Origin of the sequence: Pseudomonas sp. FSL W5-0203 (genome assembly GCF_001896155.1) — a bacterium.
In the GTDB taxonomy this organism is placed as follows: domain Bacteria; phylum Pseudomonadota; class Gammaproteobacteria; order Pseudomonadales; family Pseudomonadaceae; genus Aquipseudomonas; species Aquipseudomonas paracarnis.
In genome coordinates, this window is the sequence record NZ_MPOR01000016.1 from 42640 (window position 1) to 55337 (window position 12698).

Here is a 12698-nt window from a genome sequence, read left to right on the forward strand (position 1 = left end):
TCGCTCCTACAGAGGGCAAGTCAGATCAGAAGGTGTACTGCAGCTCCCCCAACACCGACGCCTGCAGCCGCTGCTCCACAATCGGGCTCTTGCCTGCTTCATTCGCCAGGTATTGCACATCGAGCAAGGTCGAGAACTGCGTGTGTTCGTTGATCGGCACGCTCCATGAGAGGTTCATGCCATTGCTGATATTGCCGGCACTTGCCTTGTATTCCTTGAAGCGGCTGCGGGTGGCCTGGTCGGCAGTCACGCCGTACCAGGTTTGCAGGTAGTTGCGGTCACCGAAGTGGCTGTTGATGGCGGCATCGACGGAGCCGTAGCGGCCTTCATAGAGATGGGTACCCAGGCTCAACTCCAGGTGGGTAAAAGCCTTGCCGGTTTCCTTGTGTTTATCTTCTTCAAGCGCATGTTCCAGGGTGGCGCCGATGATCACACCGCCGAGGTTGTAGGCGGTACTTACCCCCAATTGCGGACGTGACTTGATCTCGCCCATGCCTTTGAGGCGTTTGGAGCCGGCATGCATGCTTTCATTTTTATCCTTGCGCGAATCGCTTGCGCCAACGTATGCGCTGAAGCTCAGGGCATCACCTTCGTAACCCCAGCCCAAGCCCGTATCAGTGTCGAGAAAGACGCCCCAGGGGCTGATGATTTTGCCGCCGAGCACAGGCGCCGTCATACGTTCGTCGCTGCCACTGTAGCGGGGTGCGTTGGCCATGCCGGCCTTGAGGCTGTATTGCCAGTCTTCGGCAAGCGCCGTATCGGCGGCGGCGAGCAGGCACAGTGAGGTCAATGACAGGCACAGGTTTTTTGAGTGCATCAGGGTGTTTTCCTGGTTAGAGGTTCAAGGGTGTGTGGGGTGAATGGGTGCGTTTGAACGAGTAGCCCGAAGCACTCAGGCCGTTGACCTGGCGGCTGACGGTATCGCCCAGGCCGTAGCCGTTGCCGGCCAGCACCGCATGGGCGTTGTCGATGGGCAGCAGGATGTAGTCGGTCAGCGGCTCGCCGTTTAATTGGCCGCGAATCACCAGGAAACCGTCCTCCTGGCGCACGCTGATGCCACTCAATGGCGCGTCGGGTTCATGGCTGCTGAGCACCTGGTAGGTGCCGACCGTGTTGGCCCACGCGGCGGACAAGGGCGGCGGCTCGATGCGCTCGCCGATGGCAATGCGTTGGCCGTGGCTGCGGGCGGTGAGCATTTGGCGGCCTTGTACCGTGAGCACATCCAGCTGCACGCGGCGCAAATCGCCGAGGTCCTTGCGCCAGAACCCCAGTATCTTTTTCTGCGCCCGCAGCCAGCCTTGCTCATCACGCAATAGCTGGAAATCGTAGCCGGCCAGTTCACCGCTCAAACGGGCATGCTCATCCCTGATGCGGAACACGCCCCAGGCGGTCGCGTAGAAGCCGGCCAGGCGCTTGCGATCCACCGCCGCCGGTACATGGCGCAGCTTGAGGCCGTGGCTGGGGGCCTGGCAGTCGTCGGCGCATACGGGCTTGCCGGTCTGAGCCTGGAGCATCAGGCGCAGGCTGTCGGTGGTCAGCGACACCACCATGTCTTCGGCGTTGCTGTCGTTGGCCATGATGACCACGGCCAGTTGCTGATCCGGCAGCAGGGTCAACTGGGCCACGAAGTCGTCGCCGCCACCGCTGTGCTGGTAGGTGCGCACACCGGGGCCGATGGGCTCGTCACCACAGGGCGCCAAGAACCAGCCCAAGCCCATCTGGCAGTCGAAATCCAAGGCGTTGCCGGTGTTTTGCTGGGTAAACATGGCATCGATAGAAGCGCTGCCGAGGATCTGACGGCCCTTGTAGGTGCCCTTGGCAAACAGCATGCGCACGTAGCGGCTGAGGTCTTTGGGGCTGGTCCACAGGCCACCGGCGGCGAGGTCACGCACCTGGGGGTCGGTGCTGGCCTTGCCATCCTCGTAGCCGTGGGCGCGATAGCTCATTTGCGCACCGGTACCCAGGAAACTGGACTGGTTCATTCGCAAGGGTGTGAGCAGGCTGCTTTGTAACTGGGCTTCGAAGCTTTTGCCGCTGCTACGCTCAATGGCGGCGCCCACCAAGGCATAGCCAAGGTTGGAATACGCCACCTGGGAACCCGGCAGGCTGCTCAGCCACACACCCGACACACGCATCGGCATCTGCCCCATGGCATAGGTGCTGCGCAGGTCGCGCAGGTGCTCGCTGGGCAAGCCGGATTGATGGCTGAGCAAGCGCCGCAAGGTGATCGCTCGATCCGCCTCGGCCTGGTCGCTGTGAAAGCGGGAGCGTACGTAGAACTCACGCAGGGTCTGCTGGATCGGCGCATCCAGCGCCAGGTGTTGCTGCTCCACCAGTTGCAGCGCCGCCGTGGCGGTCAGCAGCTTGGAGATGCCACCGGCGCGAAACGCGGTATTGGGCGTGACCGGCACCCCCAGGTCTTTGTCAGCCAAGCCAAAGCCGCGGGCCCAGATCAGCTCCTGGCCATTGACCAGGGCAATCGACAATCCCGCCACATTGTCCCGCGCCATCTCCTGGGGAATGCGGGTTTGCAGGTAGCGGATGATTGCGCCGTAATCACCTTTTTGAATCGGCGGCGGGGCAGGCGGTTGCGAGTGGCAACCGATACTGCCCAACAGGCAACCCAATAGCGGAATACCGCGCAGTCTGCGAAACATCAAGAGCACCCGAATGATGATTTGGATGCTGGAATGCTAGGGCGGCGGGTGCTGAGAATCTTTGAGTGCTTTGTCGGGAAACTGTCAAAGACTGTTAACGGCCGCTTATAAAAACATCAGGATTTGCCCAGGGGGGCAGGCATCAACGTGGCGATCAGGGCGCGTATGGTCCCCGGCAGCGCTTCCAGCTCGCGTACCAGGATGCTGCGCTCGCGAATCGCCCAGGGCTCGTCCAGTTTCACCGTCACCAGCTGCATGGTGCGGCTGTGACGCAGGGCGGCGGACTCTGGAATGATGCCAATGCCCACGCCGGCCTCGACCATCCGGCAGATCGCCTCGAAGCTCGAGACCTGGATACGCAGCGACAATTGCTTGCCCAGACGCTCGACGTGTTCACGCAGGAAACTCAACAGCGTGCTGCCTTCATGCAGGCCGATATGCTGATACGCCAGGGTCTGCTCGAGGGTGACCGAAGGCAGTTCGGCCAAGGCATGCCCGACGGGCACCATCAGCACCAGTTCATCGGTGCTGAAATGCAACACTTGCAGGCCGGAGGCTTCCACGGGGCCGGCGATGATACCCATGTCACTGGTGCCATCGAGCACCCCGCGCACGATGTCTCGTGACAGGCGTTCCTGCAGGTCGACGGTGACGCCCGGGCGCTGTGACAGAAAGCCTGCCAGGACTTCCGGCAAAAACTCGGTGACCGCCGTGGTGTTGGCGAAGATACGGATATGCCCGGCCGAATCCACGCCGTATTGGGTGAACTCGCTTTTGAGGTAATCCACCTGGCGCATGATCAACCGCGCATGGTGTAACAGGCGCTCGCCTGCCGGAGTGATTTCCACGCCCCGGCTGTCGCGGTACAACAGGCGCGTGTCGAGCTGTCCTTCCAGGGCCTTGATCCGCGCACTGGCGGCAGCCGGCGACAGGAAGGCGCGCTTGGCACCCTGAGTGAGGCTGGGGGATTCGGCGATATGGATAAACAGGCGCAGGTCGGCGAGATCGAAGTGCATGCAAGGCTCCCGGTATAAACACCAAACCTCATCACAATGAAGACCCAAATGTGGGAGCGGGCTTGCTCGCGAAAGCGGTGTATCAGCAATGTATTCAGTGACTGACACTGCGCTTTCGCGAGCAAGCCCGCTCCCACAGGGATGTGCGGTGTTTTCCAATTAAATTGGCATTCAGCATAACCGAACGCTGGTTTATTGAAATGCAAATTCTCAGAACGGGCTGGCCCTTGCATGATCCTCGGCAGACACCCACTGCCTGAGGACCTGCACCCGATGAGCGCCACTGATTGGATCGGCCGAAGTGAGACCGCCTACGACCACCTGAGCCATAACCTGCTCAAGCGCATCGCCGCCACATTAGGTGAAGAGGTGCCTGCCGACGGCGACGCTGTGCCTGCGTTGTGGCAATGGTGCTTTTTCCAGGACCCGCTGCCGGAGGTGGCGTTGGGCAGCGACGGCCACCCGGCACGCGGCGGGTTCCTGCCGCCGGCCGATAACCGCAATCGCATGTGGGCCGGTGGGCGTCTTGAATTTCTGCACCCACTGCGGGCTGGCGAGGCGGCTACGCGCGTGTCGACCATCACCCAGGTCGAAGAAAAGACCGGGCGCACCGGCTCACTGCTATTTGTCACCGTGCGTCATGACTACTCCCAGGAAGGGCGCCTGGCCATCCGCGAGGAGCAGGACATCGTCTACCGCGAACCCACGCCACCCAAGCCTGGCAGCGGCGACGCGCTGGCCCGGGGCGAATGGACAGAGGCCGTCGAGCCGACGCCGACCCTGTTGTTCCGCTACAGCGCCGTCACGTTCAACGGCCACCGCATCCACTACGACTACCCCTATGTCACCGGCACCGAAGGCTATGCCGGCCTGGTGGTGCATGGCCCGCTGATCGCCACCTTGAACCTGCGTGCGTTTTGCCGAGCGCACCCTGAGGCGACCTTGCGCCGCTTTGCCTATCGCGGCGTGCGCCCACTGATTGCGCCACAGCCTTTTGAGGTCGGCGGGCGCATCACCGCCACCGGCGTCGCAGAACTCTGGGCTGGCGACACTGAAGGCCTGGCGCAGACCGCCCAAGTGCATTTCGAATAACCCGATAACAACAGGCGGAGAGCCGTAAATGAATGCCCATGACAACGAAGAACTCAATGCGATCCGCGACGGCGTGCGCGCCTTGTGCGCCGAGTTCGATGCCGCTTACTGGCGCAAGATCGATGAAGAAAAAGGCTTCCCCGAAGCCTTCGTCAAGGCCCTGACCGATGCTGGCTGGCTGTCGGCAATGATCCCCGAGGAATACGGCGGTTCCGGCCTGGGCCTGGCCGAAGCCTCGGTGATCCTTGAGGAAGTCAACCGCTGCGGCGGCAACTCGGGCACCGTGCACGGCCAGATGTACAACATGTTCACCCTGCTGCGTCATGGCAGCGAGGCGCAAAAACGTTACTACCTGCCCAAGCTGGCCAGCGGTGAATTGCGCTTGCAGTCGATGGCCGTCACCGAACCCACTACCGGCACCGACACCACCAAGATCAAGACCACGGCGATCAAGCGCGGCGACAAGTACGTGATCAACGGCCAGAAAGTCTGGATCTCACGGGTACAGCATTCCGACCTGATGATTCTGCTGGCACGCACCACGTCCTTGGCCGACGTAAAGAAAAAATCCGAAGGCATGTCGATCTTCCTGGTGGACCTGCGCCAGGCCATTGGCAACGGCCTGACCGTGCAGCCCATCGCCAATATGGTCAACCACGAGACCAACGAGCTGTTCTTCGACAACCTGGAGCTGCCCCTGGACAGCCTGATTGGCGAGGAGGGCAAGGGCTTCAAATACATCCTTGATGGCCTGAATGCCGAGCGCACGCTGATTGCCGCCGAGTGCATCGGTGACGGCCGCTGGTTCATCGAAAAGGCCAGCGCCTATGCCCGCGACCGTGTGGTGTTTGGCCGGCCCATCGGGCAGAACCAGGGCGTGCAGTTCCCGATTGCCGAGGCGCATATCGAGATCGAAGCGGCCGACCTGATGCGCTGGCGTGCCTGCGAGGAATACGACAGCGGCAAGAACGCCGGGGCCAGTGCCAACATGGCCAAGTACCTGGCGGCCAAGGCGTCCTGGGAAGCGGCCAATGCCTGCCTGCAAACCCACGGCGGCTTCGGCTTTGCCTGCGAGTACGACGTGGAGCGCAAGTTCCGCGAAACCCGCCTGTACCAGGTGGCGCCGATCTCCACCAACCTGATCCTGTCCTACGTGGCCGAGCATTTGCTCGAATTGCCACGTAGCTTCTGAGGGCCTGAGCATGAGCCCTACCCAAGCCCTGTGCCGATTCCTGGCCGAGCTGACGTACTCACAATTGCCCGAGCCCGTGCTGGCGCGCACCGAAGAACTGTACCTGGATTGGCTCGCGTCCGCCTTGGCCAGCCAAGGCGCGCACCCGATCCCGCTGTTTGAACGCTACGCGCAGAAGATGGGCCCGAGCAGCGGCCCGGCCCAGGTGATCGTCAACGGCACCGGCACCAGCGCGTATTTTGCCGCACTGGTCAACGCCGCTTCCTCACATCTGGTGGAGCAGGATGACCTGCACAACAGCTCCGTGCTGCACCCGGCCACCGTGGTGTTTCCCGCTGCATTGGCGGCTGCCCAGGACCTCGGCAAGTCTGGCCGTGAGCTGTTGCTGGCTTCTGTAGCCGGCTATGAGGCCGGGATTCGCATCGGTGAGTTCATGGGCCGCTCCCACTACCGCATCTTCCACACCACGGCCACGGTCGGCACCCTGGCGGCGGCGGTCGCGGTGGGCAAGTTGCTCGACTTCAACGAAGAACAATTCATCAACCTGCTCGGCAGCGCCGGCACCCAGGCTGCCGGGCTGTGGGAGTTTCTGCGCGATGCCGCGGACTCCAAGCAACTGCACACGGCCAAGGCGGCGGCGGACGGCTTGCTGGCGGCTTACCTTACGGCCGATGGGCTGACCGGCGCGCGCAATATCCTTGAAGGTGAGCAAGGCTTGGCGGCCGGTATGTCCAGTGATGCCCAACCGGGCAAATTGTCTTCCGAGCTGGGCAGCCGTTGGGCGCTGGTGGAAACCTCGTTCAAATTCCACGCCTCCTGTCGCCACACCCATCCTGCTGCCGATGCGCTGCTGGACGTGATGCAGCGTGAAGGCCTGAGCGCTGCGCAGATCTCCCAGGTGCAAACCCACGTGCACCAAGGCGCCATTGACGTACTCGGCCGAGTGACGGTGCCGACCACCGTGCACCAGGCCAAATTTTCCATGGGCACGGTGCTTGGGCTGATCGCTGTGCATGGCAAAGCCGGTTTGCCTGAATTCCATGAGCTGGCGTTGACCGATCCTGCGGTCGCGGCGTTTCGCGACAAGGTCTGCATGAGCCTGGACCCCGAAGTCGACAACGCCTACCCGCAACGCTGGCTGGGCCGCGTTACCGTCACCACCACCGATGGCCGCACGCTGCACGGTGCCATTGATGAACCCAAGGGCGACCCGGGCAACACCCTGAGCCGTGCCGAGCTGGCGGACAAGTTCCAGCGCCTGGCCGACTTCAGCGGCGCCCGCACCCCGGCCCAGGCCAACCGCCTGATCGAGCAGGTGTGGAACCTGCGAACTACCGCGTCCATGGCCCATTGGCTTTGAGGGATTTGTCATGACTGAACAACGACCGCTGGACGGCATCACCGTCGTCAGCCTGGAACACGCGATTGCCGCGCCGTTCTGTACGCGCCAACTGGCCGACCTCGGTGCCCGGGTCATCAAGGTAGAGCGCCCCGGCACCGGCGATTTCGCCCGTGGCTATGACGAGCGGGTGCGTGGCCTGGCGTCACATTTCGTCTGGACCAACCGCTCCAAGGAGAGCCTGACCCTGGACCTTAAGCAGGACGAGGCGGGCGCCATTCTGGATGCGCTGCTGGCCGATGCCGATGTGCTGGTGCAGAACCTTGCCCCCGGCGCGGCGGCGCGCATGGGCTTATCGTTCGAGGCGCTGCACGTACGTTTTCCACGCCTGATCGTCTGCGATATTTCCGGCTATGGCGAAGGCGGGCCCTACGAGAAAAAGAAAGCCTACGACCTGCTGATCCAGAGCGAGGGCGGCTTCCTCTCGGTGACCGGAGGCCCAGAAGAAGAACAGATGGCCAAGGCCGGTTGCTCCATCGCGGATATCTCCGCCGGCATGTACGCCTACAGCGGCATTCTGTCGGCGCTGCTGCTACGCGGCAAAACCGGCCAGGGCAGCCGCATCGATGTAAGCATGCTCGAAAGCCTGGTGGAGTGGATGGGCTACCCGATGTATTACGCCTTCGACGGCGCGGCGCCGCCACCGCGTGCGGGTGCCGCGCATTCGACGATTTACCCCTACGGGCCGTTTCCCACCGGGGGCGGCGGCACCGTGATGCTCGGCTTGCAGAACGAGCGCGAATGGGCGGCGTTCTGCGACAAAGTGCTGCTCACCCCGGCGCTGGCCATGGATGAACGCTTCAGCGCCAATTTCAAGCGCTCGGCCAACCGCGAGGTGCTGCGCCAGATCATCGTGGAGCGCTTTGCCCAACTGGGCGTCGAGGCGGTGATCCAGCGCCTGGAAGACGCGCAAATTGCCAGCGCCCGGGTCAACGATATGCAAGGCGTGTGGGACCACCCGCAACTCAAGGCCCGCGACAGCTGGCGCGACGTCGACAGCCCGGCGGGGCCGTTGCCGTCGCTGCTGCCACCGGCCCGTAACGCCGCGTTTACCCCGCGCATGGACGGCGTGCCAGCGCTGGGGCAACACAGCCAAGGCATCCTCGATCAGCTGGGTTACTCCGTTGAGGCCATTAACAGCCTGCGCGAGCGCGGCGTTATCTAATCAGGAATCAAGTGATGCCAAAGCCTTTAGTACGTTCTGCGCTGTTTGTGCCGGGCAGCCGCCCGGAGCGGTTTGCCAAGGCCCTGGCCAGCGGCGCCGACGCAGTGATTGTGGATTTTGAAGACGCGGTGGAAGAACCGCTCAAGCGTCAGGCCCGGGATAATCTGGGGGCATTCCTGTGCGCCCATCCCGAGGCCCAGGTGTGGGTGCGCATCAACGCGCCGCAACATGCCGAACATTTTGAGGACGTGGCCTTCTGCAAGGCCCATGCAAATGTCGCCGGGGTATTGCTGCCCAAGGTCGAAAGCGCGGCCCAGGTGGCTGTGGTGGCCGCTACCGGCAAGGCTATCTGGCCGATTATCGAAAGCGCACGCGGTTTGCTGGCACTGGCGCAGATTGCCCAGGCGCCCCAGGTAGAGCGCCTGTCGTTCGGTGGCCTGGACCTGGCGCTGGACCTGAACCTGAGCAGTCACTCCCGTGCCGCCGAATTGGCCCTCGACCAGGCGCGCCTGGCGTTGATCGTGCATTCGCGCGCCGCGGGCCTGGCGGCGCCGCTGGACGGCGTGCACCCGGCCATCGACGACCCAGAAGGCCTGCACCGTTCGATCCGGCACGCCTATGAGATGGGTTTTGCCGGGGCGTTGTGCATTCATCCCAAGCAAGTCGCGGTGATCCATGCCGCGCTGGCGCCGAGCGCCGAAGAGCTGGCCTGGGCCAGGCGGGTGGTGGAGGCGGGCGCCCATGGGGCAGGGGCTTATCAGATTGATGGGCAGATGGTGGATGCGCCGGTGTTGCTGCGCGCTCAAAGGCTGCTGGCCGCGCAACTGTAACTGACAAAACCGGGAACAAAGTGTGGGAGCTGGCTTGCCTGCGATAGCGGCAGAACAGTCAATGTCTGTGTTGCCTGACACACCGCTATCGCAGGCAAGCCAGCTCCCACACTGGGCGCGTTCGGCCAGGCCGAACGCAGGTATCTAAAATTCGAAATTCACGACACGCGTTACATCAGGCACCTTGCCTTAAACACAACAATAAGAAGGTGATTCCCATGCTCAAGCTTTCCCGGGCGCTGCTGTGCGCCGCCACCTTGTTTACCGCTGGCCTGGCCCAGGCGGCAGACCCGATTGTGATCAAGTTCGCCCATGTGGTGGCCGAAAACACCCCCAAAGGCCAGGGCGCGCTGCTGTTCAAAAAACTTGCTGAAGAGCGCCTGCCCGGCAAGGTCAAGGTCGAGGTGTACCCGAACTCGTCGCTGTTTGGCGATGGCAAGGAAATGGAAGCATTGCTGTTGGGTGACGTGCAAATGCTGGCGCCGTCCCTGGCCAAATTCGAGCACTACACCAAGCAAGTGCAGATCTACGACCTGCCGTTCCTGTTCAACGACCTGGCCGCCGTCGACCGTTTCCAGGCCGCTCAGGGCAAGCAACTGCTGACCTCGATGCAGGATAAGAACATCCTCGGCCTGGCCTATTGGCACAACGGCCTCAAGCAACTCTCCGCCAACAAGGCCCTGCATGAACCCAAGGACGCCCGTGGCCTGAAGTTCCGCGTGCAGGCTTCCAGTGTGCTCGAAGAACAGTTCAAGGCGATCCGCGCCAACCCGCGCAAGATGAGCTTTGCCGAGGTTTACCAGGGCCTGCAGACCGGTACCGTGAATGGCACCGAGAATACCTGGTCGAACTATGAAAGCCAGAAGGTCAATGAAGTGCAGAAGTACTTCACCGAGTCCAACCATGGCCTGATCGACTACATGGTGATCACCAACGCGAAGTTCTGGAATGGCCTGGCGCCGGATGTGCGCAGCACCCTGGAGCAGATCATGGCCGAGGTCACCGTGGAGGTGAACAAGCAGGCCGAAGCGCTGAACCAGTCGGCCAAGCAGAAGATCGTCGACGCCAAGACCAGTGAAATCATCGAACTGACCCCCGAGCAACGTGCGCTGTGGCGCGAAGCCATGCGCCCGGTGTGGCAGAAGTTCGAGGGCGAGATTGGGGCTGACCTGATCAAGGCGGCGGACGCTTCCAACCAGTAAACCTCTGTGGGAGCGGGCTTGCCCGCGACTGATCGTTCCCAAGCTCCGCGTGGTAATGCATCCCGTGACGCTCCGCGTCGCCTTACGCACGGCGTGATACAGGACGTGGAACGTCCGGGGCGGCATTACCACGCGGAGCGTGAGAACGATCTACAGGTTGACCTGGTTTTTACCTATCTCTGCCTCGTGAGGTTTTGCCATGCAAACGCTAAGGCGCGTCTGGGAGCACCTGGAGGAAGGCTTCATTGCTTTCCTGCTGGCCGCCATGACCCTGGTGACATTCGTCTACGTCATGCTCAACAACGTCTACACCCTGTTTTTTGCCCTGGCCGACAAATGGGCCTGGAGCAGCGCCTTCTTCAATGCCCTGGGCGACGGCACCATGGCCTGGGCCCAAGAGATGACCTGGAGTGTGGCGCTGACCAAGGCCATGTTCGGCTGGTTGATTTTCTTCGGCATTTCCTACGGCGTGCGCACCGCTGGCCACCTGGGCGTGGACGCGCTGGTGCGGCTGACCCGGCGCCCGGTGCAACGCCTGCTCGGCATGCTCGCCTGCCTGTGCTGCCTGGCCTATGCCGGGCTGTTCATGGTGGCCAGCTACAAGTGGGTGAGTGCGGTGATGACCGCGCATATCGGCGCCGAAGACCTCGACCAGTTCGGCATCGATGTCGGCGACATCGTGGTGATCGTGCCCATTGGCTTTGCCTTGGTCTTGATCCGCTACCTGGAAATTTTCTACCGCATCTTTACCCACCGCCAGGTCGGGTTGGGCCTGGCCGACGAGGCCGGCGAGGCCAGCAAGTTGGCCGGCAGCCATGAGGAGCGTCACTGATGGCCGTGCTCTGTCTGTTTCTCCTGTTGTTCGTGTTCATGTTTCTGGGCGTGCCAATTGCGATTGCCCTGGGGTTGTCCGGTGCGGTGTCGATCCTGATGTTCAGCCAGGACTCTGTGAGTTCCCTGGCGATCAAACTGTTTGAAACCAGCGACGCCTATACCTTTCTGGCGATTCCGTTTTTCCTGTTATCCGGCGCCTTCATGACCACCGGCGGCGTGGCCCAGCGGCTGATCGACTTTGCCAACGCCTGTGTCGGGCATATCCGCGGTGGCCTGGCGATTGCGGCGGTGCTGGCGTGCATGCTGTTTGCGGCGCTGTCCGGCTCATCACCGGCCACGGTGGCAGCGGTGGGCTCGATTGCCGTGGCGGGCATGGTGCGTTCCGGTTACCCCAAGGAGTTTGGGGCGGGCATCATCTGCAACGCCGGGACCTTGGGCATTCTGATTCCGCCGTCGATCGTGATGGTGGTGTATTCGGCGGCGACCGAAACCTCAGTAGGCAAATTGTTCATGGCCGGGGTGATTCCGGGCTTGCTGCTGGGCCTGATGTTGATGGTCGCGATCTACATCGTCGCCCGTATCAAGAAGCTGCCGGCGCAACCCCGGGCGACATTCCGTGAGTGGCTGAGTTGTGCACGCCGAGCGTTCTGGGGGCTGTTGCTGCTGGTGATCATCCTCGGCGGCATTTACAGCGGCATGTTCACCCCGACCGAAGCGGCGGCAGTGGCAGCCGTGTATTCAGCATTCGTCGCGCTGTTCGTCTACAAGGACATGAAGCTGCGCGACTGCCCCAAGGTGCTGCTGGAGTCGGGGCGCTTGTCGATCATGCTGATGTTCATCATCGCCAACGCCATGCTGTTTGCCCACGTGCTGACCACCGAACAGATCCCCCAGCAAATTACCGCGTGGGTAATCTCGGAAGGGCTCACGCCGATTGGCTTTTTGATCATGGTCAACGTGGTGCTGCTGATTGCCGGCAGCTTTATGGAGCCTTCGGCCATTGTGCTGATCCTGGCGCCGATCTTTTTCCCGATTGCGATGAAGCTCGGGATTGACCCGATTCATCTGGGGATTGTGATGGTGGTGAACATGGAAATCGGCCTGGTGCACCCGCCGGTGGGGCTGAACCTGTTCGTGACCTCGGCGGTGACGGGGCTGACTCTAGGGCAGACCATTCGCGCCGCGATGCCGTGGCTGATGATTCTGTTGGTGTTCCTGATCATGGTCACCTACCTGCCGTTCATTTCCCTCGCGCTGCCGCAGTGGCTGGGGATGTGAGGCCGCTAGACGGTGGGAGAGGGCAGCCCTCCC

Annotated in this window: 11 protein-coding genes; 8 read left to right on the forward strand and 3 right to left on the reverse strand. The window is 62.3% G+C overall.

Features of this window, described 5'->3' with window-relative positions:
- Positions 1-25: 25 nt before the first annotated feature.
- The 3 genes from BOP96_RS15850 to BOP96_RS15860 form a co-directional block, all read right to left on the reverse strand.
- Positions 26-817 (reverse strand): MipA/OmpV family protein, encoded by a 792-nt coding sequence (locus tag BOP96_RS15850; RefSeq protein ID WP_032902151.1) that lies wholly within the window; start codon positions 815-817, stop codon positions 26-28.
- 16 nt (positions 818-833) lie between these two features.
- Positions 834-2657 carry a serine hydrolase domain-containing protein gene (locus tag BOP96_RS15855; RefSeq protein ID WP_073453283.1) on the reverse strand — a complete coding sequence of 608 codons (1824 nt, stop codon included), beginning with the start codon at positions 2655-2657 and terminating at the stop codon, positions 834-836.
- Positions 2658-2773: 116 nt separating this feature from the next.
- On the reverse strand, positions 2774-3673 hold the full coding sequence (locus BOP96_RS15860) for a LysR family transcriptional regulator (RefSeq protein ID WP_014718343.1): 900 nt from the start codon (positions 3671-3673) through the stop codon (positions 2774-2776).
- A 273-nt stretch (positions 3674-3946) separates the two neighbouring features.
- Here BOP96_RS15860 and BOP96_RS15865 point away from each other — a divergent pair, with 273 nt between their 5' ends.
- The 8 genes from BOP96_RS15865 (at position 3947) to dctM (ending at position 12665) form a co-directional block, all read left to right on the forward strand.
- Positions 3947-4765: an FAS1-like dehydratase domain-containing protein gene (locus BOP96_RS15865; protein ID WP_020301505.1), complete on the forward strand. Its 819-nt coding sequence runs from the start codon at positions 3947-3949 to the stop codon at positions 4763-4765.
- Between the two features lie 28 nt (positions 4766-4793).
- The gene (locus BOP96_RS15870; protein ID WP_060767458.1) at positions 4794-5957 is read left to right on the forward strand and encodes an acyl-CoA dehydrogenase family protein; all 1164 of its coding nucleotides are present in this window, start codon (positions 4794-4796) and stop codon (positions 5955-5957) included.
- Between the two features lie 10 nt (positions 5958-5967).
- Positions 5968-7317: an MmgE/PrpD family protein gene (locus tag BOP96_RS15875; protein WP_019820158.1), complete on the forward strand. Its 1350-nt coding sequence runs from the start codon at positions 5968-5970 to the stop codon at positions 7315-7317.
- Positions 7318-7327: 10 nt separating this feature from the next.
- On the forward strand, positions 7328-8521 hold the full coding sequence (locus BOP96_RS15880; RefSeq protein ID WP_073453285.1) for a CaiB/BaiF CoA transferase family protein: 1194 nt from the start codon (positions 7328-7330) through the stop codon (positions 8519-8521).
- A 14-nt stretch (positions 8522-8535) separates the two neighbouring features.
- A complete protein-coding gene (locus BOP96_RS15885) occupies positions 8536-9351 on the forward strand; it encodes an HpcH/HpaI aldolase/citrate lyase family protein (RefSeq protein ID WP_073453287.1) in 816 nt (271 codons plus the stop codon).
- A 218-nt stretch (positions 9352-9569) separates the two neighbouring features.
- Positions 9570-10553: a C4-dicarboxylate TRAP substrate-binding protein DctP gene (gene dctP / locus BOP96_RS15890; protein WP_014718349.1), complete on the forward strand. Its 984-nt coding sequence runs from the start codon at positions 9570-9572 to the stop codon at positions 10551-10553.
- A gap of 199 nt (positions 10554-10752) precedes the next feature.
- Positions 10753-11385, forward strand: coding sequence for a TRAP transporter small permease (locus BOP96_RS15895; RefSeq protein WP_019820154.1), 633 nt, complete (start codon positions 10753-10755; stop codon positions 11383-11385).
- Positions 11385-12665 carry a C4-dicarboxylate TRAP transporter large permease protein DctM gene (dctM, locus tag BOP96_RS15900; protein WP_014718351.1) on the forward strand — a complete coding sequence of 427 codons (1281 nt, stop codon included), beginning with the start codon at positions 11385-11387 and terminating at the stop codon, positions 12663-12665. The genes BOP96_RS15895 and dctM overlap by 1 nt, the downstream gene beginning before the upstream one ends.
- Positions 12666-12698: the final 33 nt, after the last annotated feature.